This window comes from Amycolatopsis sp. w19, from assembly GCF_051373225.1.
GTDB lineage: Bacteria > Actinomycetota > Actinomycetes > Mycobacteriales > Pseudonocardiaceae > Amycolatopsis > Amycolatopsis japonica.
The window spans coordinates 48,303-73,933 of the sequence record NZ_JBPQFM010000013.1 but is presented as its reverse complement, the minus strand read 5'-3'; the positions used below and the strand labels follow the sequence as shown (position 1 = coordinate 73,933).

Here is a 25,631-nt window from a genome sequence, read left to right as displayed (position 1 = left end):
GCCCTTCAGACCCCCGGTGAGTGAACGATGTGGGGACGCATCGCACGTCCAGGGGTATTTCTAGCGCCTCTTCGTTGTTCGGTGTCACGCCGGTTTCACCGAACAACAACGCCGAACAACGAATCGGCCGTGGTCACGGGCACGGGGGCTGGTAATCGAGCCCCGGCAGGTGTTGTTCCCACTCGCCCGCCGTGATCCGCGGGTACACCGTCGCGCAGATGCGTTCGGCCGCCCGCTCGGGGCTGGTCTCCCACAACCGCACGCTGCCGTCCGCGACCGAGCCCGCGAGCGTGTGCCCATCGGGGGCGAACGCCACGGCGTTGACCCGGTCGACGTCGTCGCTCAGGTTCGCCGATTCGCGGACGGATCCCGGATCGGAGACATCCCATAGTCGCACGGACCGGTCGTAGCTGCCGGTCGAGAAGGTCTTCCTGTCGCCGCTGAACGCGACCGAGATGACGTTGTCGGTGTGCCCCGCCAGCAGTGCGGCCTCCCGGGGAGCCGCCGGATCCGTCACGTCCCAGAGCCGGGCCGTGCGGTCGGCGCTTCCGGTGGCGGCGAGTTTCCCGTCCGGGCTGTAGGCCACCGAGAACACGGTGTCGGAGTGTCCTTTCAGTACCGAAAGCTGCTTCGGCGCCTTCGGCATCGAGACGTCCCACAGCCGCGCGGTGTGATCCCACCCGCCGCTGAGCAGGGTGCGGCCGTCCGGGCTGAACGTGAGCGAATGGACGTCGTCCTCGTGCCCGGTGAGGGTCGCGAGTTCGACGGGCCGCCGGATGTCGGCGACGTCCCACAGCTTCATCGTGTGCCCGGAACCCGCGGTCGCGAGCGTCCGGCCGTCCGGGCTGAACGCGACGGGGTCGATCTCGTCCGCCGGACGGTAGAAGACGCCCGCGTCGACCGGCTTGCGCGGATCGGTGACGTCGATCAGCCGCATCGTGTGGTCCCAGGAGCCGGCGGCGAGCGCGCGGCCGTCCGGGCTGAACGCGAGACCGCAGACGCCCTGGCCGAAGCCCGTGATCTTGCCCAGCTCACGCGGGTTCCGCGTGTCGGACACGTCGACCAGGCGCACCACGCCGTCCTGGCTGCCGGTGGCCAGCAGCTCCCCGTCGGCGCTGAACACCGCCCGGCAGGCCGACCTCGCCGGGCCGCTGATCGCGGGCCCCGGCAGATCCCACATCCGCACCGTCTGGTCGTCGCTCGCGGTCACGAGCGTGCGGCCGTCCGGGGAGAACACGGCCCAGACCACGGCCGCGGTATGCCCGACGAGCGCCGGTTTCTCGCGCGGCTTCGCCGGATCGGTGATGTCCCACAGCCGCGCGGCGCGGTCGAAACCGGTCGTGACCAGCGTAGTCCCGTCGGGGCTGAACGCCACGGACCGCACGATGGACTTGTGCGCGGTCATCGTCCCCAGCGGTGACGGCGCCATGGGGTCGGCGATGGACCACAGGCGCGCGGTCTGGTCGATGCTCGCGGTGGCCAGCGTCCGCCCATCCGGGCTGAACGCCGCGGAGTGGACACCGGCAGTGTGCCCGTTCACCACTCCGAGCGGTTTGGCCTTGAGCGGATCGGCGACGTCCCACAGCCGCGCGGTCTTGTCGGCGCCGGTCGAGACGAGTGTCCGCCCGTCGGGGGCGTAGGCGAGCCCATTGACGTTGCCGGTGTGCCCGGTGAGCGTGGCCGTCAGCACCGGTTTCGCCAGGTCGCGGACGTCGAACAGGCGCACCGTGCCCTCGCCGTCCGCGGTGGCGAGCACCGCCGCCTTCGGGCTGAACGCCACCGCGTTGACCCGGCCCGGATGCTCCCCGACCAGCACGCCCGGCCCGGGTTTCGCCGGATCGGCGACATTCCACACCCGCGCGGTCTTGTCCCAGCCCGCCGTCGCGACCGCGCCGCCGTCTGCGCTGAAGGACACCGAGTTGACGTTGCCGGTGTGCCCGGTCAGCGTGGCCAGCTCGCTCGGGCGGTGGGGATCCTTGATGTCCCACAGCTTGGCCGTCTGGTCCCAGCTGCCGGTCACCATCACCTGGCCGTCGCCGCGCAGGGCGGTCGCGTTGACGCGGTGGCCGTGCCCCCGGACGCGGGTCGAGTACGGCGACTCGAACATCCCGAGCACGCTGCCGCGGGTGTCGACGCTCGGATCGACGCGGTACGCCGCCAGCGCGAGCTGCGCGGCCAGCGCCGGGTTCGTCGTCCGCATCTCGATGGCCTGCCCGGCCACCTTCTGCGCGAGCGCGCTGTTGCGCTGGGCGGTCGCGGTCTGCTCGGCCCGGACGGCGTACACCATCGCGGCCGTCGCCAGCACCAGCAGGACTGCCAGGAGCGCGACCAGCTGGCGCAGTCGCCGGGTGCGGCGCCGAGCGACGGCCTGCTCGTGGTTCTCGATCGCCGCGCTCGCCTCGAGGAACCGGCGTTCACGCTGGGAAAGCGCGGTCTCGTGCTCCCCCGCCCAATCCCTGGCGATGGACAGCCGCGCGCCGCGGTAGAGCCAGCCGTCGTCGCGGCCGACCGATTCCCACGCGTCGGTCGCCTCGGTGAGCTGGCGGTGCACGCGCAGGCCCTCGCGATCCTCGGCGAGCCATTCGCGCAGGCGCGGCCAGCCCCGGATCAGCGCCTCGTGCGCGATCTCGATGCCGTTGTCGTCAAGGGTGACCAGCCGCGAAGACGCCAGCCTGTCCAGCACGACGGCGACGTCCGGGTCGTCGGCGTCCACCTCTTCGCGGGTGATGCGGCGTTTGGTGTCTTCGGTGCCTTCGCCGAGCGCGGTCATCCGCAGGAAGATCTGGTTCGCCAGCCGCTGCTGGTGTTCGCTCAGCGCGGTGAACGTGTGCTCGGAGGTCTGGGCGACCGACCGTTCGATCCCACCGGTGGACTCGTAGCCGGTGAGCGTGAGGGTGTTGCCGTGACGGCGGCGCCAGGTCTCCAGCAGGGCGTGCGAAAGCAGCGGCAGCACGCCGGGCTGCCCGGTCGCGTCGGCGACGAGCCGCGAGACCAGCGCGTTCTCGACGCGGTACCCGGCGTCGATCGCCGGCCGCGAGATGGCCTGTCGCAGCTCCTCGGTGCTCATCGGGCCGACGAGGATCTGCGCGTCCTGCATGGCCTCGACCAGCTCGGGATGCCGCGCGCAGTGCGTGTAGAAATCGGTGCGGATGCCGAGGACGACCCTCGTCCGGCTCTCCGGCTCCGTCGTCGCGGTGACGAGCGCCGACAGGAAGGCGGCCCGCTCGTCGGCGTCCTGGCAGAGCGTGAAGACCTCTTCGAACTGGTCGACGACCAGCACGACGTCACCCTCGCGGTCGGCGACCAGCTGACGGGCGGCCAGGCCGAGGTTGCGCGGATGCTCGGTGAGTTCGGTGAGCAGCCCGCCCGGCGCGAGCCCGAGCGCGGCGCCGAACTGGACGGCGCACTCCTGCAGCGGCCGCGACCCCGGGCTCATCAGCATCGTCACGGAGGTCTCGGCGAGGGCGGGGAGCAGGCCCGCCCGGAGCAACGACGACTTACCTGAACCGGACGCCCCCAGAACCGCCAAGAATCGTTGATCCGAAAGCCTCGTGACGAGTTTTCCGACAAGTCGTTCGCGACCGAAGAATCGGCTCGCGTCGTCCGGTCCGAATGCGGTCAGGCCGATATAAGGTGCCGATTCCCCATTCGGCGGGGCAACCGGTGAATCGCGGACTCCGGCACGCGTACGATCGGTCACGTCGTGCCACCGGGCCTCCCACTCCTCCTCGGGGCCGTCGCACGCCCGGACATAGGCCAACGTCACCGCCAAGCTGGGCATCTTCTTCCCGCCGGCGGCCTCGGAGAGGGTTCCCGCAGAGTAGTGGGCACGCCTGCCCAGCTCGCGGTACGTCGGATTTCCGGCCTTCTCCCGCAGACGCCGGAGATCGGCGGCGAACTCCAGCAACGGATCGTCCCCGGGGTCCAAAGGTCGCTCCGGACGCGGCACCCTCAATCCTTTCTTTTCAGTGGTTTTCCCACCCTCGCATTCGGGGGCAACCGTACCGTGGAAACGGGGGAACCCCGCCGAGTACCGGGTACATCGAGGTGGTTAATTTCGATCGATTGACAGACACGGGAAGGGATCGAGGTCCCGGCGCGTTGTACCGGGGCGTGACCTCTTTGCCTGACATCCCGCTGTCCGTGCTCGACCTCTCACCCGTCGTGGCCGGAGGCGGTGTGGCGGATTCGCTGCGCAACACCCTCGACCTCGCCCGCCGGACCGAGGCCCTCGGCTATCACCGGTACTGGCTCGCCGAGCACCACAACATGCCCGGTATCGCGAGTTCGGCGACCGCCGTGATGATCGGCCAGGTCGCGGCCGCCACCGAACGCATCCGGGTCGGCTCCGGCGGGGTCATGCTGCCGAACCACGCGCCGCTGGTGGTGGCCGAGCAGTTCGGCACCCTGGAGGCGTTCCACCCCGGGCGGATCGACCTCGGCATCGGGCGCGCCCCGGGCACCGACCAGCGGACCGCGCTCGCGCTGCGCGGGCCCGGCGGGCTCAGCGCGGAGAACTTCCCCCAGCAGTTCGCGGAACTGCTGGCCTACTTCGAGCACTCCGACCAGCGCGCCGTCAACGCCGTGACCGCCGAGGGCAACAAGCCGCCGGTGTGGCTGCTCGGATCGAGCGGCTTCAGCGCGCGGATGGCGGGCGAACTGGGCCTGCCGTTCTCGTTCGCGCACCACTTCAGCGCCGAGAACACGCTGCCCGCCGTGGCGCTCTACCGCGACGCGTTCAAACCGTCGGACGTCCTCGACGAGCCGTACGTGATGCTCGGCGTCTCCGTGGTCGCCGCCGAAACCGACGAGCGCGCCCAGTATCTCGCCGCCCCGAGCGGCCTGACGTTCCTCAGCCTGCGCAAGGGCCGTCCGATCCCGCTGCCGACGCCGGAAGAGGCGGCGGCGTACCCGTACACCGACATCGAGCGCGTGTTCATCGAGGACCGGGCTTCGAGCAGTGTCATCGGTTCGCCTGAGACGGTCCACAAGGGACTGGAGACCTTGCTGGCGGATACGGGTGCCGACGAGCTGATGATCACGACGATGGTGCACGACCAGGCTGATCGGGTGCGGTCGTACGAACTGGTCTCCGAACTGGCGCGCTGACGCCGGGCGGTCTCGCCTGCCCGCAGGCGCAGGTGCCATGAAAGGTCCTTTCCTTGCAAAATTTGCAAGGAAAGGACCTTTCATGGCATCCGGGGTGGTGCAGAGCCGGAGGCTGTGTTGCGCGCGTGGCAGCACCGCGGCGCGTGTCATGAAAGGGTCGTTCAGGACGAAAGATGTCCTGAACGACCCTTTCATGACACGTGACCGACCGGCTTCAGTGCCGATACCGGCGGGCCGGGTCCCCGTTCCGGAGCGAGAGTCCGGTTGTCGTCGAGGGATGACGATGGGCGGACGACCGAGCGGGGAAGATCCCGGACGTTGGACGGCCGGAATCTTCCCCACTCGCCCAAGACGACAGCCGGCATCAGCTTCACTGCCCCCCTCCCTCACCAACGGGGTCCCTCAAGGAGTCCTTCACGGACTTGGCGCCAAGCGAGCCCGCGCCCCGAACGGACCAACGCCCCACCGAACACGAAAGAACCGACAAGATCCCCGCCCGCCTTTGTCAGAAAAAGACAAGAATTCACCGGTTACCAGGACGTGACGTCTTGATCACACCGAAGTTCTTGTCACCAGGCAGGCGCGTGATTAGCGTACCGACCAGTAGCAAACAGCACGGTAACACCCCGTTGATCCTATTCAACGATTCCGTTCCGCCATTCGGAGCAAAGGAATTGCGCAAGCTGGGGTGTATTCGCCGTGCCCGGAAAACGGGAGGGTCGGCGTGGGCGTCCGGACTGGCGCACCCTCATTCCCCGGCGCGGGTGCGATCCGGGAGACCGGAAGGCTCTATTCGCTCGGCCTCGACGTCGTCCGCCTGACCTTCCGGCGGCCCTTCCAGGCACGCGAGCTGATCCAGCAGTTCTGGTTCATCGCGAGTGTGTCGATCCTGCCGACGGCGCTGGTCGCGATCCCGTTCGGCGCGGTGATCGCACTGCACATCGGGTCGCTGACCGCGCAGATCGGCGCGCAATCCTTCACCGGCGCGGCCAGTGTGCTGGCGATCATCCAGCAGGCCAGCCCGATCGTGACCGCGTTGCTGATCGCGGGCGCGGGCGGTTCGGCGATGTGCGCGGACCTCGGGTCGCGCACGATCCGCGAGGAGATCGACGCGATGGAGGTGCTCGGGGTCTCTCCCATCCAGCGCCTGATCGTGCCACGAGTGCTCGCCGCGATGGGGGTCGCCGCATTCCTCAACGGAATGGTCAGCGTGGTCGGCGTCCTCGGTGGTTATTTCTTCAACGTCATCATGCAGAACGGGACACCGGGTGCGTATCTGGCCAGTTTCTCCGCTCTCGCGCAGCTTCCGGACCTCTGGATCAGCGAGATCAAAGCGGTCATCTTCGGTTTCGTCGCGGCGATCGTCGCCTCTTATCGCGGGCTCAATCCGAAAGGCGGCCCGAAAGGCGTCGGTGACGCGGTGAACCAATCCGTGGTCATCACGTTCCTCCTCCTGTTCCTGTTGAACCTCGTGCTGACGACGCTTTACCTGCAGCTCGTCCCGGCGAAGGGCAGCTGATGGTCACGACGACACCGCCCCCCACAAGCACCCGTGCGACGCGGGTTCGCGAAGCCGTCGATCGCCGGTTCGGGTTCCTGGACACACTCGGCGACCAGATCCTCTTCTTCCTCAAGGCACTCGCCTGGGTGCCGCGCGCGGTGCGCCGCTATCTCCGGGAGATCACGCGCCTGCTGGCCGAAGTCAGTTTCGGCAGCGGCGCGCTCGCGGTCATCGGCGGCACGATCGGCGTGATGATCGGGATGACCGTGTTCACCGGCACGGTCGTCGGGCTCCAGGGCTATTCGGCGCTCAACCAGGTCGGGACGTCGGCGTTCGCCGGGTTCGTCTCCGCGTACTTCAACACCCGCGAGATCGCACCGCTCGTGGCCGGGCTCGCCTTGTCGGCGACCGTCGGCTGCGGGTTCACCGCGCAGCTGGGCGCGATGCGCATCTCCGAGGAGATCGACGCGCTCGAAGTAATGGGCATCCCCAGCGTCCCGTACCTGGTGACCACCCGGATCATCGCGGGTTTCCTCGCGGTCATCCCGCTGTACGCGATCGGCCTGCTGACCTCGTATCTGGCGTCGCGCCAGATCACCGTCTGGTTCTACGGCCAGTCCGCGGGCACCTACGACCACTACTTCCTGCTGTTCCTGCCGCCGGGCGACGTGCTCTGGTCGTTCGGCAAGGTGCTGGTGTTCAGCGTCGTGATCGTGCTCGCCCACTGCTACTACGGCTTCCGCGCGAGCGGCGGCCCGGCGGGCGTCGGGGTCGCGGTCGGCCGTGGCGTGCGGACCGCGATCGTGGCGGTCAGCGTGCTCGACTTCTTCCTCAGCCTCGCGATCTGGGGCGCGACCACGACGGTGCAGGTGGCCGGATGAGCCGGCGCGGGCTGCGCAAAGCCGGGGTCAGGACGGCCGGGGTGCTGTTCCTCGTGGTGATGTCCGCCCTCGTGCTGCTGTCGATCAAGATCTACCGGAAGGATTTCGTCGACTCCGTACCGGTGACGTTGCAGGCGGACCGCGTCGGCAACCAGTTGCGCACCGGCGGGCAGGTCAAGGCGCGCGGCGTGGTGGTCGGTGAGATCCGCGACGTCCGCGCCACGCCGGGCGGCGCGGAGATCGACCTGGCCATGGAGCCGGGGAAGGTCTCCCAGCTGCCGAAGAACGTGTCCGCGTTGCTCGTGCCGAAGACGCTGTTCGGCGAGCGCTATGTGCAACTGTCCATTCCGGACGGAGCGAAGGCCGAACCCTTGAGTTCGGGCGACGTGATCACCCAGGACCGTTCGGCCAACGCGATCGAGCTGGAACGCGTCTTCGACAATCTGTTGCCGCTGCTCAAGGCCGTGCAGCCGCAGAAGCTCGCGACGACGCTGACCACGGTCGCCACCGCGCTCGAAGGCCGCGGCGACCAGATCGGCGACACGCTCGCCACCGCGGCCGCGTATCTGAAGGAGTTCAACCCCAACCTCCCGGCGCTGAACGACAACATCCGCGACCTCGCCACGGTTTCGACGCTGTACGGCGACATCGCGCCGGATCTGCTCGACGCGCTGAGCGCCTCGGCCGTCACGCTCGACACGGTCAAGGAGAAACGGGCCGAGCTGGCGTCGGTGTACCAGCAGGTGACGTCGTCGTCCCAGCAGGTCACGACGTTCCTCGCCAACAACCGCGCCAACATCATCGCGCTCGCCGCCGACAGCCGCGCTCCGCTGGAGGTCGCCGCGAAGTACTCGCCCAGTTTCGCCTGCACGCTCGACGCGCTCGCCAAGCTGAAACCGCAGATGGACAAGGTGCTGGGCGCCGGAACCGACGAACCCGGCCTGCACGCGGAGATCGTCGTGACCCAGCCTCGCGGCAAATACGTCCCGGGCAAGGACGATCCGGTCTACGACGCCACCGGCGAGCCGCGCTGTTATCCGTCCAACGGCCTGATGGGCCAGGGGATCGCGGCGACCGGTGAGAAGACCGCCGCGCTGCCGGGTGTGCAGGGCGACCTCGGGCTGCCGAACTCGCCGCAGGAACGGGAATTGATCTCCACGCTGGTCGCGCCGTCCATGGGCGTTCCGACGGCCGAGGTGCCTGCCTGGGGCAGCGTGCTCGTCGGCCCGCTCTACCGCGGCACGGAGGTGACCCTGCGATGAGGAACTTCGTGAGCCCCCTGATCAAGGGGCTGATCTTCGTCGTCGTCACGACCCTGGCGACGGTGCTGCTGGCGGTGTCCATCACGAACACCGGCCTCGGCGACACCAAGAACTACAGCGCCAAATTCCTCGACGCGACGTCGCTGAACGTCGGCGACGACGTCCGGATCTCCGGGGTGCGGGTCGGGCAGATCGAGGCGCTCGAGATCGCCGACCACAGCCTGGCCCGCGTCGAGTTCTCCCTCGACTCCCAGCGCAGGCTGCCCGCCGACGTCACCGCGGTGATCAAGTACCGCAACATGGTCGGCCAGCGCTACATCGCGCTCGAACGCGGCAAGGGCACGCGCGAACTCCTGGAGCCCGGCGCGGAGATCCCGCTGGAGCGCACGACACCCGCGCTGGATCTCACGGAACTGTTCAACGGCTTCAAACCGCTGTTCCAAGCCCTCTCGCCCAAGGACGTCAACCAGCTCTCCGGCGAAATCGTCCAGGTGCTGCAGGGTGAAGGCGGCACGGTGGAAAGCCTGCTGGCGCACACCGGTTCGCTGACCACCACGCTCGCCGGCCGCGACAAGGTGATCGGCGAGGTGATCACGAACCTGGACACGGTGCTGAAGAGCATCAACGGCAAGGGCGACGCGCTGTCCACTTTGGTCTCCACGCTGAAGGAGCTGGTCACCGGCCTCGCCGGTGACCGCACCGAGATCGGGGAAGCCGTCTCGGGTCTCGCGGAACTCACCACCGCCACGGCCGGCCTGCTCGAGCAGGGCAGGAAACCGCTCAAGGACAGCATCGAAGGCCTCGGCCTGCTCTCCGGTCAGCTGACGACCGACGAGGCGAAGGCCGAGGTCGACAACTTCCTCACCGTCCTCCCCGGCAAGCTGAACGAACTGGGGCGGATCAGCTCCTACGGATCGTGGATGAACTTCTACCTGTGCTCGGCCGTCCTCAAGGTCACGCCTCCCCGCGGGATCCCGGCGACGGCGGAGAGGTGCACGTCGTGAAACCCTTCAAGGAACGGAACCCGATCGTCGTCGGTCTCGTCGGCAGTGCCGTGGCGGCCGCGGTGCTGACCGCGACGCTCAACTACGAGAACCTCCCGATCATCGGCTCCGGGACCACCTACCAGGCCGAATTCTCCGAAGCGGCGGGCCTGCAGCAGGACGACGAAGTCCGCATCGCCGGGATCAAGGTCGGCGAGGTGAGCGACGTCCGGCTCGCCGAGGACCACGTGGTGGTCAGCTTCCGGGTCAAGGACGCCTGGGTCGGCGACAAGACCGCCGCCGAGATCAAGATCAAGACCTTGCTGGGCCGGAAGTTCCTCGCGCTGCGCCCGACCGGCGAGACGGTGCAGAACCCGAAGCAGATCATCCCGCGCACCAGGACCGTGACGCCCTACGACGTCACCGAGGCCTTCAACGGGCTGGCCGACACCGCGGGCGCGATCGACACCGATCAGCTCGCGGAGAGCTTCACGACGCTGTCCGACACGTTCAAGAACTCGCCCGAGCACATCAAGAAGGCGCTCGAAGGGCTGACGTCGCTGTCGAAGACCGTGTCCTCCAGGGACAGCGAGCTCGCCAGCCTGCTGTCCAACGCGCACGGCCTCACCACCACGCTCGCGAACTCGAACGACGACTTCGCCAAGCTCCTCTCGAACGGCAATCTCCTGTTGACCGAACTGGACCGCCGCCGTCAGGCGATCCACGACCTGCTGACCGGCTCGCAGCAGCTCGCCACGCAGCTTTCGGGACTGGTGAAGGACAACAAGGACCAGCTCGGCGGAGCGCTCAGACAGCTCGGAGAGGTGACCGACATCCTGCAGCGGCAGAACGACAATCTCGCCAAGAGCCTCGACCTCGCCGCGCCGTACTTCCGCGTGGTGAACAACTCGCTCGGCAACGGGCGCTGGGTGGACGGCTACCTGTGCGGCCTCGTCCCGGAGAACCGGGACCCCTGCACCCCGAAGATCCCGGGAGGCCGCCGGTGATCAGCAGATTCGTCACCCTCGCGCTCGTGCTCGCGCTGGCCGTCGTCGGCGGTCTCTGGTGGATCTTCTCCGGCAGCGGGCTCGACCGCGTCACCGTGTACTTCTCGCGCGCGGTCGGTGTCTACAGTGGATCGGACGTGCGTGTGCTCGGCGTCCGGGTCGGCCAGGTGGAATCGGTCGCCCCGGAAGGAGAGCGAGTCAAGGTCGTGCTGACCGTAGACGGCTCGACACCGATCGCCGCCGACACGAACGTCCTGGTCGTGGCGCCGAGCGTGGTGGCGGACCGGTACGTCCAGTTCACCAAGCTCACCCGCGCGGGAAACCGGCTGGACGACGGCGCGGTGATCCCGGTCGAGCGCACCGGCACCCCGGTGGAACTCGACCAGCTCTACTCCAGCCTCGACACGCTCGCCAAGGCGCTCGGCCCCAAGGGGGCGAACGCCGGCGGCGCGCTTTCGGATCTGCTGCGCACCGGCGCGAAGAACCTGCAGGGCAACGGCAAACCGTTCAACGAGTCGGTGCGCAACTTCGCCGACCTCGCGAGGACCCTGTCCGGGAACTCGCAGAACCTGTTCGCCACGGTCGACGAGCTGCAGCGATTCACCTCGATGCTGGCGACCAACGACCGCAACGTCAGCGAGGTCAACAAGCAGCTCGCATCGGTGACCGGGACACTGGCCGCGAACAAGGACGAACTCGCCCGCGCGCTCAACGGCCTCGGCAGTGCGCTCGCGGAGATCCAGCAGTTCATCAAGGAGAACCGCGCGCTGATCAAGTCCAATGTGGACAAGCTCGCGGTCACGACCGGGACGCTGGTCGACAAACGCGCCGCGCTGGCCGAGACCCTCGACACGATCCCGCTGGCGGTGACGAACGTGCTCGAAGCCGTCGACCCGAAGACCGGCAAGCTGCAGAGCCGCGGCAACATGCTCGAATACGCCCCGCTCCCGCTGCCCGTCGCCGGCGACACCTACACCGGGGGGCGTTGATGGCCACGAAACGGGCGATCGCCGCGCTCGCCGCGTGCTGTGTCGCGCTCACCGCCTGCTCGTCGGATTTCAAGGGTGTCTACGACCTGCCGCTGCCCGGCGGCGCGGACATCGGGGACCATCCGTACCGGGTGACCGTGCAGTTCGCCGACGTGCTCGACCTCGTCCCGCAGGCTGCGGTGAAGGTCGGCGACGTCCCGGTCGGCCGGGTCGAGACGATCAGGCTCGCCGAAGACGGCTGGACGGCCGAGACCGTCCTGGCGGTCAACGGCGACGTCCACCTGCCCGCCAACGCCATCGCGCGGCTGCGGCAGTCCAGCCTGCTCGGCGAGAAGTTCATCGAGCTCGCCCCGAGCGCGGCGAAGGCCGAGGGCAGGCTGGGCGACGGCGGCGTGATCCCCGTCGCGAGCACGAACCGCAACCCGGAGTTCGAGGAGATCTTCGGTGCGCTGTCCCTGCTGCTCAACGGCGGCGGGATCGGGCAGTTGCAGACCATCAACCGCGAGCTGTCGAAGGTGATGGACGGCAACGAGGAGGAGATCCGGTCCTTCCTGTCCACTGTGGAGAAGCTGGTGTCCAACCTGGACTCCCACCGCTCCGAGATCACCTCGGCGCTCGATGGGCTGAACCAGCTCTCGGCCACGCTGGCGAATCGGAAGAAGCAGGTCGAAGGCGCGCTCACCGATCTCACGCCCGGCCTTCAGAGCCTCTCCGATCAGCGCACCCAGCTCGTCTCGATGCTGCAGTCGCTGGACCGGCTCTCGGGGGTCGGCGTCGACGTGATCAAGAAGAGCCGTGCCGATCTCGTCGCGGACCTCACCGCGCTCGCGCCGATCCTGAAACGGCTGGCCGACGCCGGCGAGAGCCTGCCCAAGTCGCTGGAGATCCTGCCGACGTTCCCGTTCACCGACGCCGTCCGCGACGGGATCAAGGGCGACTACCTGAACGTCTACGCCACGATGATCCCCGCACCGGGCGTCGAACTCCCTCCCCCTGGCGAAGGGGTCCCGCCGGGACTTCCGACCCTGCCGCTGCCGTCCTCCGGAGGTAGCTGATGCTCACCACCCGTGTCCGGATCCAGGTGATCGCGTTCGTCATCCTCGCCCTGGCGACGACGGCGTTCGTCGGGGCGAGCTACGCGGGGCTCGGCAGGCTCTTCGGGGCGGGCGGGTACACCGTGAAACTCGCGCTGACCGACGGCGGGGGCCTGTTCACCAACGGCGAGGTGACCTACCGGGGCGTCGCCGTCGGCCGCGTCGGCGAACTGCGGCTCACCGACGGCGGGATGGAGGCGGATCTGCTGATCGACGACGACGCGCCGCCGATCCCCGCGAACTCACGGGCGGTCGTGGCGAACCGGTCCGCGGTCGGCGAGCAGTTCGTCGACCTGCAACCCCGGACCGGCGACGGGCCGTTCCTGGCCGAGGGTTCGGTCATCCCGCGCGAGGCGACGACCGTTCCGCTGCCGGTGCAGAACCTGCTGACCGATCTGGACTCGCTGACCGCGTCCGTGCCGACCGAGGATCTGCGGACCGTGGTCGACGAACTCGACAACGCCCTGCGTGGCTCCGGCGCGAACCTGCAGGTGCTGCTGGACTCCACCACCGACTTCACCAAACAGGCGTCGGATCATCTTCCGCAGACGGAGAAGCTGATCACCGACGGCTCGACCGTGCTGAAGACCCAGGTCGACTCGTCGCAAGCCTGGCGGCAGTTCAGCAGCAACGCCAAGCAGTTCGCCGAGCAACTGTCCCGTTCGGACGGTGACCTGCGGCGGCTGATCGCGACGGCGCCCGACGCGGCGACGCAGCTTTCCGGGCTGTTGCGCGACAACGAGCCGGGGCTGCCGATCCTGCTGGCGAACCTGCTCACCACGTCGCACGTGTTCTCGGCGCGCACCGACGGCCTCCGGCAGCTGCTGATCAACACCCCGAAGGCGGTGTCCGCGGTGGACGCGGCCGTCGACGAGCAGTCCGGGAAGATCGGGCTGGTCCTGACCTTCTTCGACCCGATGCCGTGCACCAAGGGCTACGAGGGCACGAAGGTCCGCACCAGCGCGGAGCTCTCGGCACTGCCGTTCAACACGGGTGCCGCGTGCACGCTCGAAAGGGGCAACGCGAGTTCGGTCCGCGGCTCGCAGAACGCGCCGAAGGGCGGGGTGCCGCCCGCCGCGATCCCCGGCGGCTTCGGCGCCGACGGCCAGCCGACGTCCACCAGCCTCGAGGAGATGTTGTGGCTGCGAAACTGAAGATCGCGATCGCGGTGTTCGCCGCGGCCTGCGCGTTCGCGGGATGGGCCGGGTACACCTGGTTCACCGCGTCGGCTTCCGAAGCCGTGTCCTACGGGAACTCCCGTGACGAAGCGCTGAAATCCGGACGCGAACTCGTCGCCCGGCTGACGAGCCTCGATCATCACCGGGTCGACCAGGGCATCGCCGACTGGCTCGCCGCGTCGACCGGTCCGCTGCGCGATCAGCTGGGCAAGACCGACGACGCGACGAGGCAGGCGCTCACCAAGGACGCGACGGTCTCGACGGGCAAGGTGCTCGACGCGGCGATCAGCGAACTCGACGACCACGCGGGAACGGCCAAGATGCTGGCTTCGGTGGAGATCACGATGGCGAAGGAAGGCGCGGCACCGACGACGAAACGCAACCGTTTCGCCGCCGGGCTGACCAGGACGGACGAGGGCTGGAAGCTCAGCGCGCTCGACCAGCTTCCGGTGGGTGCGCGATGACCGCCACGGCCGACACCGATCCCGACGCCGATGTCACTGCGGAGACCGAGCCCGAGACCACGGCCGAAGATGCCGCCGGGAAGCCGTCCCGCCGGCCGGACCTGCCACTGATCCTGCTGGTCGCGGCGGCCGTGCTGCTGGCGGCCGGGGTGTGGTTCACGCTGGAGGCGAAGTCGGTCTCGGCGACGCCGTCGGCGGCCAACACCGCGCTCACCGACGTCGGGGCGACGGCCGAGGTGAACTCCGCGGTGACGGTGGCGCTCGACAAGATCTTCTCCTATTCCTACGACCGGACCGACGTCACCGAAAAGGCGGCCGCCGCGGTGCTCAGAGGAAAGGCACTGGAGTCCTACAACCGGCTGTTCACCCAAGTCAGGGAAAAGGCTCCGGCACAGAAACTGGTCCTCACCACCCGGGTCTCCTCATCCGCCGTCCAGGAACTCGGCGGCGGTAAAGCGAGGCTGCTGGTATTCCTCGATCAAGCGGCCGTCCGGGCCGACAACAATTCTTCGACGGCGGCCGCGGCGCAGCTTTCGATCACCGCGGAACGCGAAGGCGAAAACTGGGTCATCACCGACCTCATCCCCAGGTGATCCGCTTTGTAAACCAGGAGAGAAAACGAGGAGAATCATGTTCGGTCGAACGCGCCCTAAAACAGCCCGCCGCCGTCTCGGCACGGTCGTCGCGCTCACGTCCGCGCTCGCCATGGCGGGCAGCCTCGCCGCGACCCCGGCCCTGGCGGACGACCCGGTGGAGATCCCGGTCTCCTACACCGTCACCGGGAAGACCACGGTCAAGAAGACCGGCGGCACCCTCGACCTCGGCCCCGGTCAGCTCAACGGCGCGCTGGTCATCGACGGTGACAACGTCGGCATCCGCGGCGATCTGGCCCTGCCGCCGTCGACGGCGAACATCTCGCTGGTCTCGGGGGTCTTCAAGATCAAGGCCCGCGTGCGGATCGAGCCGACCGGCCCGGTCACCGGCACGCTGGCCAACGGCGACCTGACCACCCACTCGCAGGCGAACATGCTGATCGACAACATCGTGGTCGGCCTGTTCTGGCCGGTCATCCCGCTGCCGACGGTGCCGAACGCCTGCAAGACGGTCAAACCGCTCGACCTGACCCTGGTGTCGAAGAACGTCGACCTGTTCGCCGAGACGATCCCGTCTTCGGGGACGTTCACCATCCCCGAGTTCAAGGACTGCTTCATCAACGACCTCGCCCTGGGGGCGTTGATCTCCGGTCCCGACAACACGATCAACCTGAGCATGAAGTCCAACCTGTCCTGAGAGCGTCGGGCCTCGTGAGTGGTAAGTGTCGTTCTAACGACACTTACCACTCACGAGACGTGCCCCACCAGGCCACCGCCGCGCTTGCTCGCCCCTGCAAGTCCGTGAAGGCCTCCTTGAGGGACCCTGAGTCCCTCAAGGAGGCCTTCACGGAACGTCAGCAGAAGTACGGCGCCGTGGGGTCGACCAGCGCGACGCCGGTGCTGTCACCGGCGGAAACGGCGTAGACCGGAGCGCACACGCCGGAGAACTTCCAGAAGTCCGTCGGCGGTTCCGTGCTGGTGTCACGGCTTTCGGACTTCACGTTGCTGCCCCAGGCGAAGACGCTCCCGTCCGCCTTCAGCGCGACGTTGTGGTTGAAGCCCGCGTCGATGGCGACGACACCGGACTGCGCTTCCGGCGGAACCGTTGCCTGGCCGTAGAAGTTGTCACCCCACGCGATCACGCCGCCGTTCTTCAGCGCAATACTGTGCCGGAGCCCTGCCGAAACAGCGCTGACTCCGGACGTCGCCGCCGCGGGTACCGTGATCTGGCCCTTTCCGTTGCTTCCCCAGCCGATCACCCCGCCGTTCTTCAGCGCCAGCGCGTGATCGCCACCGGCGGAGATCGCCGTGACGCCCGAGGAAACCGTCGCGGGGACCGCGGTTCGCGAACCCCAGCTCAGCACGCCGCCGTTCTTGAGCGCCAGGTTGAAGTACGCGCTGGTGGAGATCGCCGTGACCCCCGAGGTCGCGGACGACGGCACGATGTTCTGGCCGTAGAAACCGTTGCCCCAGGCGATCACCCCGCCGTTCTTCAGCGCGAGTTCGTGCGCCCAGCCGGCGGCGATCGCCGAGACGCCGGACGTGGCCGCCGCCGGAACCGACAACTGGCCGTAACTGTCGTTCCCCCAGGCGATCACCCCGCCGTCCTTGAGCGCGAGATGGGTGATCGCGCCGGCGGAAACCGCACTGGCGCCGAGCGCGGCGGCCGGTATGGTCCCCTGCCCGTAGTCGTTGCTCCCCCATGGCCGCGCTTCGCCGGTCTGCGCGGCGCTCGCCGTACCGCAAAGGGAAACCGTTGCGATCATTACGGTAATCGCGACGCCCGCTACCCGTCGTGATGCCGATCGTCGTTTCTCGAGAGACATGCGCGGAATGTTAACCCGGCTCCACCGATCGGCCGCCTCTTTGTCATCCACGGACAAACTTCATAATCGCATTCAGCGCCCGCTGACAAGAAAGAACGAGTGTCTCGCCCACTTCGAAACATGTCGACATGAATCCTTGTTACGTACATAACTCGCGGGTAACCTCGGTTTACCCCACCACCGAGAAAGCCGCTCGAGTCGAGCATATTTGATCAGAAAAATCCGCCGAAAGGCGCATGGGGAAAGCCGCCCGAGACGTAAACTGGATCAAAGGAGATGACAGGTATGTCCCGTAGACTTGGCAAGTTGTCAGCAGGCGTCGCCACCACCGGCATCGTGCTCGGCGCCGTCGCCGTGCTCACCGCGGGCACGGCCGCCGCCGCGACCACCTACGCCACCGGCACCGTCGCCTACATGTGCAACTTCCCCGGCATCGGCCAGCAGCAGCTGGACGTGAAGGCGTACTTCACCGGGCCGGACTCGGTCGCCGCCGGCGGCACCTTCACCCCGGCGTCCGTCGGGGGCTCCGCCACCATCAACGCCACCATCAACGCACTGCTCAACGCCGCCAACTACGACGGCGTGCGCGGCAAGGCGAACATGCCGGTCACGGTCACCAACGCCTCGCCGGCTTCGGCGACGGTGACGAACCTGGACGTCCCGACACAGATCAACCCGTACGTGCCGGGGCCGCGGACGTTCAACATCGTCCAGGACGCGGGCACGGGCGTCCCGACGTTCACGGCGGGCGTCGCCGGTTCGGCGACCGCTTCGCTCGGCACCACGATCAACGCGCCGCTGGACTTCCACAAGAAGGACGGCACCTGGACGACGTGGAACTTCAACTGCACCGTGAAGAACACCAACCCGGCGCAGAACCGCGCGTTCAGCCCGGCGATCCCGGTCACCTGATGAACCACCCGTGCGGGGCGGGGACGCCCGCCCCGCACGGCCTCCACGCAGGACACGAGAGGAAGACCGCATGACGCAGCAGGTTCGCCGGATACTCGGGAGGGTTCCCGTGATCGCGGGCGTGATCCTGCTGGCCGGCGTGAACGGCGCGCTGACCGGCTCAGCGGCGACCGATCCGGCGGCCAAGCCGACACCGCCGCTCCAGGGCGCCGAGCCGGCGCACAAGAGCCTGGCGAACACCTGTGTCTTCCCTGATCCGGTCGGCGAACGACCGGTCACAGTGGACACCAAGGCCACTCTGCCGAAGGTCGTCGGTACCGGAAAACCCATCCAGGTCAAGGACTTCTCCCTTACCTTCGCGATACCCGCCGGTGCGCTCGGGGACGTGACCGAGATCGAGGGTGCCGCCACCGTCGAACTCACGGCGACCCGCGAGGACAAGAAGACCCCGGTCCCGGTCACTCTCACCATTCCGGCGTCCAAGGTGCCCACCACCGGTGACTTGAGCCTGGTCGCGACCGGCAAGGTCCCCGACATCGTGATGAAGGTCGAGGGCGAGCTCCAGCTGACCACCGGCGCACCGTCCCTCGCGCTCACCGTCCCGGCCACCGGAACCCCGCTCAAGCCGATCACCTGCGTCCAAGCTCCCGGCCAGGATCCGGCGCTCGGCAGTGTGGCGCTGCTGCCGCTGAAGCCGGTCGAGCAGAGGACCGGGAAGCCGGGTATGCAGCAGCCGCAGGGTGTGGTCCGCGCCGAGGCCGACCCGCCGGACCCCAACATCATCGTCATCCCGCTACTCCCGTTCGAACTGATCAACACGGCTACGATCAGCAAGGTCGGTGCGGTCGCCCGACTGAAGCCCGGGTTCATGTTCAACGCGATCTGGACCGTCTACCTCGACCGGACGACGAGCGAGATCAGCGGTACCGCGCTTCAGCCCCCGAGCAAGCTGAACCTGCTCGGCTTCGGCTTCTTGCCGATCAGCGGGACGATGGAATTGCTGCCGACGGACTACCGCACCGGAAACACCCTCATCGACGCCGCCGGGACCGTGATCGCCGAACCCGACGGCAGCTCGACCGCGACCGTCAAGGTCCAGGGCTATGGCAGACTGAGCAACATCACCGTCAACGGCGTCGACCTCGGTGTCGGTGACAACTGTGTGACGGCCGAGCCGTTCGAACTAAATTTGCGGGGAACGAAGTACGACACGGCATACGGCGGTGTCCTGCGGACCGACCCCGACTCGCCCGACCCGCTGTACCGGGGCTTCACACTGCCCAGGTTCGCCGGCTGCGGTGTCAAGGAGAACCTCGACTCGTTGCTGAGCGGCATGTCCTCGGGCCCGGGCAACCAAGTCTGCTTCGGTGTCAACCAGGTCGGCCTGCCCCGGACGCCGGAACGGGAGTGTCCCAACGTGACACCACCCTCCGGATGACGTCCGCACCAGCAGCCCACGAAGGCAATAGTCCATTCAGTGGCATATTCGCCGTGCTCACAAGTTGACAAATCCGATCCCGAAAGTACTCAATAAACGGTAATCGCAATATGCCTTGCGCCGGGTAAACCGAGCTGAGTACTCTCCGGAGAGGGTCTTTCCGGGGGGAACACAATGAATCCGGTATTCAACCGGCGCACCGCTCTGCGCGGTGCCGTCGTGCTGGCCGGCCTGACGGGTCTGCCGGGAACGGTTACCGAAACGGCTTCGGCGGACGGTTTCAAGGAACTCACCTGGAAGCTGATCCGTCCGAGCAGCAACTTCCAGTTGATGCCGGTCCGGGTGATCTCCGGGATCCCCACGACGATCGGCTATGGAAAACCGGTCGCGATCGGTCCCGTCATCGTGCAGGCGATCTGCGACAAGAACGTCGGCCCGGTGGCCAGGAGTACTGGATGCGACATGATTTCCGCGGTGTTCGACCTGACGGTCGTGGTGACGGACGCGCGTGGCCTGTCCGGTCGTTTTCCGGTCACCGTCCAGTTCCCGCGGACCGAGGTCCCCTCCACCCAGGTCGAATTCGTGTTCACCGGGACGGCCACTCTCACCGACCCTGGAACCCCTCCGACGGCAAGGAATCCCGGCCCGATGCGGATCACCGTCGATCGGCGCGTCACCGGGGTGACCACCCTCTACGACGTGAAGACGGGCGCCCCTCATCAGCTGGCCAGCCAGGCCGACCTGATACCCCCTGACCAAGACCCCTTGATCGCGACCATCGAGGTGCGCTGACGTGTTCATGACCGCCCGGACCTCGAAGGCGCTGGATGTCGCGAAAACTCGGTTCGCGGACGACCACCTGGCCGACCCGAACGTGGTCGGGGTGACCAAGGGTTTCCGCACACGCGATGGCGTTCTGACCGCTGAACCGGTAGTGATCGCGCTGGTGGGCAAGAAACGGCGGGCCGCGCTGATCTCCCGTTCCCGCTTGCTGCCGAGCACGGTGGAGGTGGACGGCTCTCGCTACGGCGTCGACGTCGTGGAGACCGGCGAGTTCCATTTTTCCGGCGGCGGCGCGGCTGTCCCGGGGCCGATCACGGACAAACTTCGTCCGCCGTTGCAGGGCGCGAGCCTGGGTTCGATCGCCGACGGCACCCTCGGCACCCTCGGCACCCTCGGCTGCCTCGTGCGGGACAAGACGGACGGCACCCTTTGCGTCCTTTCCGCGGGCCACGTACTCGCCGGCTCCGAAGGCCCGCCCGACTCGGCGATCGTCCAGCCCGCACCGTCGGACGGCGGCGACGCCGGAAGCACGATCGCGCGGCTCAAACGCTTCATCCCGCTGGTGAAAGGCGAACCGAACACCGCGGATGCCGCGATCGCCGAACTTTCGCCCGGTATCGGCGTGAGTTCCACGGTGGTGCGCAATCTGATGGCGCCGATCTCGGCGACCCATCCGGCGATCGGTCTCGCGTTCCTCGCCAGCGTGCACGGAGGCACGTTCCTGGCCAAGATCGACACCGTTCTGTCTCGCTTGAACGTCGAGTTGCTCAGCCCGGCCGCCACCGCCACCGCCACCGAAGGACGCCGCATCGAGAAGGTCGGCCGCACCTCCGGCTACACCTCCAGCGTCGTGCTCGACACGACCGCGAGAGTCTCCGTCGACGGCTACTACTTCACGGATCTCATCTACGCGCAAAGGTTTTCCCTCGCCGGCGACTCAGGCGCGATCGCTTGTGAAGGCGGGAACGGAAGGACGTTCACCCCGTTGCCCTCGATCGCCTGCCGGTTGCTCGGTTCCGCCGGCGCGTACTACGACCTGCCGTTGGCGGGCGACAACGAACTGGCCGACAAGGCACGAGACGAGTTCTTCGGTGAGAGTCTCGTCGGAAACGTCGTCGTGCAGCTGGTCTACAAGAATCTCGACTTGGCGGTGCACCGGGCGGAAACGGCGGGCGCCACTCCGGAGGAGATCGCGGAAGCCCGCCGTTACTACGGCAAGTACCGCGCGCTCGCCGAGTCGGTGCTGACCGATCCGGCCTCGGCGGTCTCGCTCACCCAGGAGTACATCGACGACATCAAGGCGATGTTCGCGGGCCTGGCGCCCGACCTCGTCACCGCGGCGGAAAAGCAGGCGCTGTGGGTGCTGTTCGACGACGTCATCCAGCCCGCGGCCGGGAAGAACCGGCAGCAGTTGCTGGACTATATGAACGATCTGGCCGTGTACCGGCGGGTGATGACGAATCTGAGGACCGTGCCGGGACTGGACATCGACGGCACCTACCGGTTCTCCTCCGGATGAGCGATCCCGTGCAGACCCGGCTGGAGCGGCTCACCTCCGGCCTCGTCCCTCCCCTGCGCGAAGCCGTCAGCGGGTTGATCAGCCGCCCCGGTAAGTCCTTGAGGTCACGCATGCTGACGGTCTCCGCCGGGTTCGGCTGTTTCGACCCGCTCAGGGTCGCCCGGCTCGGCGCGGTGGTCGAACTGGTCCACCTCGCTTCACTGGTACACGACGACGTGGTCGACCGGGCCGCCATCCGCCGGGGCGGGCCCGCCGCGCACGAGGTCGCCGGGCCGGAGATCGCGGTCCTCGCCGGACTCGCCTGTCTCGGCACCGCGGGGACCGAGGCCGCTGAAATCGGCGAGGACGTCGCTGTAGCGGTCAGCCGGACCGTCTCCGAGCTCGCGTACGGAGAACTGCTCGACGTCGAGCGTGGGTTCGACACCGAGTTGTCCTTGCCGGACTATGTCGAACTGGTCAGCCGCAAGACGGGAGCGCTCTTCCGGCTGTGCTGCCGTCTGGGCGGACTGGAATCCGTCGGCGACGGGGAAGAAGCCCACGAGCTGATCGCCGCCCTCGGCGAATTCGGCCTCAACTGGGGAATCGCGTTCCAGGTCCTGGACGACTGCCTCGATCTCAAGAGCACCGGGACCGACAAACCGGCGGGAACCGATCATCAGCTCGGGCTCTTCGGGGCGCCGACGCTGGCCGCGTTACGCACGAACACCTCCGGTGAACTGAGCGAGTTGCTGCTTTCACCGTCGTTCGACTCCGGAGACCTTCCGAGAGTGCGTGCGCTCGTCGCGGCGCACGGCGGCTTCGACTCGGCCCGCGATCTCGCGAAGGTCCATCTCGGCCGGGCGTCCGCGGCTCTGGACCGGACACCTGACGTACCGGCCCGGTGGGAATTGGCCAGGATGGCGGGCGTGGCGTGAGTCAGGTCCTGGTCGTCGGTGCGGGGCCTGCCGGGTCGGTGGCGGCCGCCGTAATGGCAGGTGGCGGGATGCGGGTTCTGGTGGCCCGCCGTCGAAGCCATCCGATCCCGAATCACGATCTGTTGCTGGGCAAGCCAGCGCGCGAGATCCTCCGGTCGATCGGCATCGCCGTGGACCGCTGGCCGGTACTCCCGGTTTCCCTGGCCGTCTCCGGTCAATTCGCCCGGCCGGTTCCTGACGCCGGTTACTCCCTTGTGGACAGAGACGAACTGTGTGGCACCTTACGAGAACACGCCGCCTGCCTCGGAGCGGAGTACGTGCCGGACAAGACGGACAGACCGGGAGGGCATGTCATCCTGGCGGGCGGAGGCGGCCATCTCCGCGGGCGGACACCTCACAGCACCGGCTTGACCGTCGTCCAGCGGTTCATCGGCGCCGAACCGGACGGCAGAGTGCTTCTGCGGATGCTCGCCCCGCCCGCCGACGAGCCGCGTGGCCATCCACGCTGCGCCTGGCTCGCCCCGGCGCCCGGTGGCTACGCCGTCGGGGCGACGGCATTCGGCGATGTGACACCGGAGGCTTTGCTGGACGAGGCTTTCGCCGCGCTCAGCGAATGCGAACCAGCCTTGGTGAATCTCCGGGCGGCCGGGCCCGCGGTGACCGGGCCGCTGCACGCCGGGTTCGGTCCGGGCGTGGCTGTCGACGAAGCGGGGCTGCGTGTGGGCGACGCGGCCGGGCTGGTCAATCCTTTCACCGGAGAGGGGCTCGGTCACGCCATGCAGTCAGGGCAGCTCGCCGCACGCGCGATCCTGGCCCATCCGGACGATCCCGGAGACGCCGCACGCGAATACAGCCGGCTGCTGGATTCGACCTACGTCGGCTACTTCGAAACGGCACGGCACGTCTCCAGCAGGTATCACCTCGCGTGGCGGGTCCTCAACGCCGGCGCGAGCAGCGAAAGTCCCTTCTTCGCCAAGAGCCGCCGGGCGATCGTGCTCTCGGAAGCCGTGCCGACTCTGACCACGCCGGAATCGATGACGGTCCCGCCGGGCCTGAGACCGGCGCTCCTTCCGTTCCTCGCCGCCTGCGACGAGGTCAGCGTGGCGACCGTCCGCCGCGAATGGCCGTTTCTGGCAAGGATGTTCACAGCTTCCGTCGACGACCTGCGTCCTCGGCCGGCACTCGGCTTCTTCGGCGCGATGCTGGCGGGAGGCCAGGCCCCCGCTCCCGGGCACGCCACGGTGGCCGCCGCGATCGAAATCGCCACCCTCGGTGTCCTCGCTTTTCTCGGCCCGGCCGCCGCCCCTCGCGAAGTCCGGGGCGTGGACTGGGAATCGGCGACGACAGTGCTGGCCGGTGACTATCTCGTCGGGCGGGCGTCACGGCTGATCGCACAAGCGAAGCCTGAGATCCTCTGGACGTTCTCGGACTGGATCAGCGAACTCGCCGCGCTCCGGGCCACCGCCGCGAACTCGGGTTCGGGCGCGGGCACCGTGTTCTCCTCACTCTTCGAATTCCCGCTGCGCGTCGGCGCCCATCTCGGCGACGCGCCTTCGGAACCCCTCCGAGCCTACGGCGAAGCATTGGGGCGAGTCTTCCTTCATACCGAGGACGTACTGGCGCTCCGCAGCACCCGCACCCGCTTGGACGTGACCTTGGCGGGTCTGCTCGCCGGCCGGATCTCCGCACTGCCCGAGCTGCTGTCCATTCCGGACCTGACGGCCTCGTCGCTGACCGGTTCCAGGCTGGCTACCGCTTCGGCCGCCGCCGCAGAGGAAGGCGAGCGCGCTCGCAAAACCGCGGCGGACGCACTGACGCAGGTCGAGAACCCATCGGCACGGAGACTTCTGGGCTGCCTCCTGGACTCGATCGCCGCACCACTCGGCCCAGTGTCCACAGTGGACTCTCGATGACGTCGGCGGATCGCGATTTCGCCAAGGACTGTCTCACCGGCCTTCGGCTATTCCCGACGGATTTCATCCGATCATGACAACTTTCGACGTCCGGACCCGACCACGGCCGAACGGACGATTGATCACCACCAGGCACGGTGTTACGTTGCTGTTCAGCGGACTTTCACGGCATGATCGTCCGTCGGCTGGGGGGCGGTCGAATGATTCAGCGCAGGACAATTCTGCTCGGCGTTCTCCTCGCCGGTGCACCACTGGCCGGGCTTTCGACTGCCACACCGGCGTTCGCGAGGTCCACTGTGGACATTTTGAGTTCTTCCGAAGCGGCGAGGAAACTCGTCCGCCGGATCGCGGGCAGGGATCCGCGGGCGGCGGTGCGCGCGGACGCGTGGGTGGCCTGGGCGGCGGACGACGACTGGACGATCGAAGAATTCCTGGAGAGCGGCCTTGCCGCCGCGGAACGCCGCGCGGCGGAGACGAACTCGGTCAATTCAGACTTCTGCCGTCGCATTCTGTCGACCTATACCGCCGAATTCGCCCCCGAAGTCCACGCCGCCGCACAACGGGCACTACTGGGCTCGGACACTGATCGCGCCGCGTTCGTCGCGGAAGGATTCGCCGCGGCCGAAGCGCGTGACAGGCGTGTGCGCGAAGACGACGGCGCCCAGGAGCGGGCCATCGTCGAAGAGGATCGCCGCTACATCAGGGAACTCGGTGCCGCGGACCCCGGCCCGCACGTCCGCGCTGCCGCGGCCTGGGCGCTGAGGCCCGGCTCGACCGACGCCGACCTCGTCGAGTTCTTCGCCTATGGCTGGGCCACCGCCGCCCGGCTGGACCTGGAAGCCCATCGCCTCCGCGACGCTGAACAGGAAGCCCGCCGCCAGGTCGCCATCCGCCGCCTGATCACCGACGCACGTGAGGCCGAACAGGCGGCGCTGGAAGCGGCGGACGAGATCGCGGAACAGGCGAGGGTGACGGCCGCGAACGCGTGGCGCAAGGCGGCGGGGCAGGCAGCGCCCGCCAAAACCGGGTGGACGGACGCCGAAAAGGTCGCGCGGGCGCAGGCCGCGAACTGGCGGGCGGTGGCCGAGGCGGCGGCGAACGCGACCGGCCCCAACTGGAAGGCCATCGCCGTGACGGCGGGTGACACCGCCAACGAATGGTCCGCGGAGCAGGACTGGGCCGACGGTCAGACCCGCTTCTGGGCGGACTTGCTCCAGCAGGCACTCGACGGCGAGACGCGGATGACGTCCCCCCGCGCCTGAACC

Annotated in this window: 21 protein-coding genes; 19 read left to right on the top strand and 2 right to left on the bottom strand. The window is 68.0% G+C overall.

Going from position 1 to position 25,631, the window contains the following annotated elements; translation table 11 throughout:
* Positions 1 to 133: 133 nt before the first annotated feature.
* Complete coding sequence (locus ACSMFO_RS24385) at positions 134 to 3,949, bottom strand: nSTAND1 domain-containing NTPase (protein ID WP_436460635.1); 3,816 nt, start codon at positions 3,947 to 3,949, stop codon at positions 134 to 136.
* A 164-nt stretch (positions 3,950 to 4,113) separates the two neighbouring features.
* Here ACSMFO_RS24385 and ACSMFO_RS24380 point away from each other — a divergent pair, with 164 nt between their 5' ends.
* From ACSMFO_RS24380 to ACSMFO_RS24325, 12 genes are all read left to right on the top strand, one after another.
* Positions 4,114 to 5,109: an LLM class flavin-dependent oxidoreductase gene (locus tag ACSMFO_RS24380; RefSeq protein WP_350583433.1), complete on the top strand. Its 996-nt coding sequence runs from the start codon at positions 4,114 to 4,116 to the stop codon at positions 5,107 to 5,109.
* Between the two features lie 724 nt (positions 5,110 to 5,833).
* Complete coding sequence (locus tag ACSMFO_RS24375; RefSeq protein ID WP_016336400.1) at positions 5,834 to 6,628, top strand: MlaE family ABC transporter permease; 795 nt, start codon at positions 5,834 to 5,836, stop codon at positions 6,626 to 6,628.
* Positions 6,628 to 7,491, top strand: a complete 864-nt coding sequence (locus tag ACSMFO_RS24370) for an MlaE family ABC transporter permease (RefSeq protein WP_034320451.1) — start codon at positions 6,628 to 6,630, stop codon at positions 7,489 to 7,491. The genes ACSMFO_RS24375 and ACSMFO_RS24370 overlap by 1 nt, the downstream gene beginning before the upstream one ends.
* Positions 7,488 to 8,753 (top strand): MCE family protein, encoded by a 1,266-nt coding sequence (locus tag ACSMFO_RS24365; protein WP_436460634.1) that lies wholly within the window; start codon positions 7,488 to 7,490, stop codon positions 8,751 to 8,753. Before ACSMFO_RS24370 ends, ACSMFO_RS24365 begins: the two co-directional genes overlap by 4 nt.
* The gene (locus tag ACSMFO_RS24360) at positions 8,750 to 9,757 is read left to right on the top strand and encodes an MCE family protein (protein ID WP_037342114.1); all 1,008 of its coding nucleotides are present in this window, start codon (positions 8,750 to 8,752) and stop codon (positions 9,755 to 9,757) included. The genes ACSMFO_RS24365 and ACSMFO_RS24360 overlap by 4 nt, the downstream gene beginning before the upstream one ends.
* Entirely contained in the window at positions 9,754 to 10,743 is a 990-nt protein-coding gene (locus ACSMFO_RS24355) for an MCE family protein (protein WP_360083316.1), read from the top strand. The genes ACSMFO_RS24360 and ACSMFO_RS24355 overlap by 4 nt, the downstream gene beginning before the upstream one ends.
* Entirely contained in the window at positions 10,740 to 11,732 is a 993-nt protein-coding gene (locus ACSMFO_RS24350; RefSeq protein WP_436460633.1) for an MCE family protein, read from the top strand. Before ACSMFO_RS24355 ends, ACSMFO_RS24350 begins: the two co-directional genes overlap by 4 nt.
* A complete protein-coding gene (locus ACSMFO_RS24345) occupies positions 11,732 to 12,787 on the top strand; it encodes an MCE family protein (protein ID WP_436460632.1) in 1,056 nt (351 codons plus the stop codon). Before ACSMFO_RS24350 ends, ACSMFO_RS24345 begins: the two co-directional genes overlap by 1 nt.
* Entirely contained in the window at positions 12,787 to 13,980 is a 1,194-nt protein-coding gene (locus ACSMFO_RS24340; protein ID WP_038509570.1) for an MCE family protein, read from the top strand. Before ACSMFO_RS24345 ends, ACSMFO_RS24340 begins: the two co-directional genes overlap by 1 nt.
* The gene (locus ACSMFO_RS24335; RefSeq protein ID WP_038509568.1) at positions 13,965 to 14,468 is read left to right on the top strand and encodes a hypothetical protein; all 504 of its coding nucleotides are present in this window, start codon (positions 13,965 to 13,967) and stop codon (positions 14,466 to 14,468) included. The genes ACSMFO_RS24340 and ACSMFO_RS24335 overlap by 16 nt, the downstream gene beginning before the upstream one ends.
* On the top strand, positions 14,465 to 15,061 hold the full coding sequence (locus ACSMFO_RS24330; protein WP_436460631.1) for a hypothetical protein: 597 nt from the start codon (positions 14,465 to 14,467) through the stop codon (positions 15,059 to 15,061). The genes ACSMFO_RS24335 and ACSMFO_RS24330 overlap by 4 nt, the downstream gene beginning before the upstream one ends.
* 37 nt (positions 15,062 to 15,098) lie before the next feature.
* Positions 15,099 to 15,758: a hypothetical protein gene (locus tag ACSMFO_RS24325; RefSeq protein WP_394359345.1), complete on the top strand. Its 660-nt coding sequence runs from the start codon at positions 15,099 to 15,101 to the stop codon at positions 15,756 to 15,758.
* Between the two features lie 157 nt (positions 15,759 to 15,915).
* Here ACSMFO_RS24325 and ACSMFO_RS24320 read toward each other — a convergent pair whose 3' ends face one another.
* Positions 15,916 to 16,827 carry an RCC1 domain-containing protein gene (locus tag ACSMFO_RS24320; RefSeq protein ID WP_436460630.1) on the bottom strand — a complete coding sequence of 304 codons (912 nt, stop codon included), beginning with the start codon at positions 16,825 to 16,827 and terminating at the stop codon, positions 15,916 to 15,918.
* Between the two features lie 366 nt (positions 16,828 to 17,193).
* Here ACSMFO_RS24320 and ACSMFO_RS24315 point away from each other — a divergent pair, with 366 nt between their 5' ends.
* The 7 genes from ACSMFO_RS24315 (at position 17,194) to ACSMFO_RS24285 (ending at position 25,628) form a co-directional block, all read left to right on the top strand.
* Positions 17,194 to 17,799, top strand: coding sequence for a DUF6801 domain-containing protein (locus tag ACSMFO_RS24315; protein WP_436460629.1), 606 nt, complete (start codon positions 17,194 to 17,196; stop codon positions 17,797 to 17,799).
* A 70-nt stretch (positions 17,800 to 17,869) separates the two neighbouring features.
* Entirely contained in the window at positions 17,870 to 19,237 is a 1,368-nt protein-coding gene (locus tag ACSMFO_RS24310; protein WP_436460628.1) for a DUF6801 domain-containing protein, read from the top strand.
* A gap of 174 nt (positions 19,238 to 19,411) precedes the next feature.
* Entirely contained in the window at positions 19,412 to 20,029 is a 618-nt protein-coding gene (locus ACSMFO_RS24305; protein ID WP_436460627.1) for a hypothetical protein, read from the top strand.
* A gap of 7 nt (positions 20,030 to 20,036) precedes the next feature.
* On the top strand, positions 20,037 to 21,539 hold the full coding sequence (locus tag ACSMFO_RS24300; RefSeq protein WP_436460626.1) for a hypothetical protein: 1,503 nt from the start codon (positions 20,037 to 20,039) through the stop codon (positions 21,537 to 21,539).
* Complete coding sequence (locus ACSMFO_RS24295) at positions 21,536 to 22,453, top strand: polyprenyl synthetase family protein (protein WP_436460625.1); 918 nt, start codon at positions 21,536 to 21,538, stop codon at positions 22,451 to 22,453. Before ACSMFO_RS24300 ends, ACSMFO_RS24295 begins: the two co-directional genes overlap by 4 nt.
* A gap of 68 nt (positions 22,454 to 22,521) precedes the next feature.
* The gene (locus ACSMFO_RS24290) at positions 22,522 to 24,366 is read left to right on the top strand and encodes a hypothetical protein (RefSeq protein ID WP_436460624.1); all 1,845 of its coding nucleotides are present in this window, start codon (positions 22,522 to 22,524) and stop codon (positions 24,364 to 24,366) included.
* Positions 24,367 to 24,566: 200 nt separating this feature from the next.
* Positions 24,567 to 25,628 (top strand): hypothetical protein, encoded by a 1,062-nt coding sequence (locus ACSMFO_RS24285; RefSeq protein WP_436460623.1) that lies wholly within the window; start codon positions 24,567 to 24,569, stop codon positions 25,626 to 25,628.
* Positions 25,629 to 25,631 lie beyond the last annotated feature (3 nt).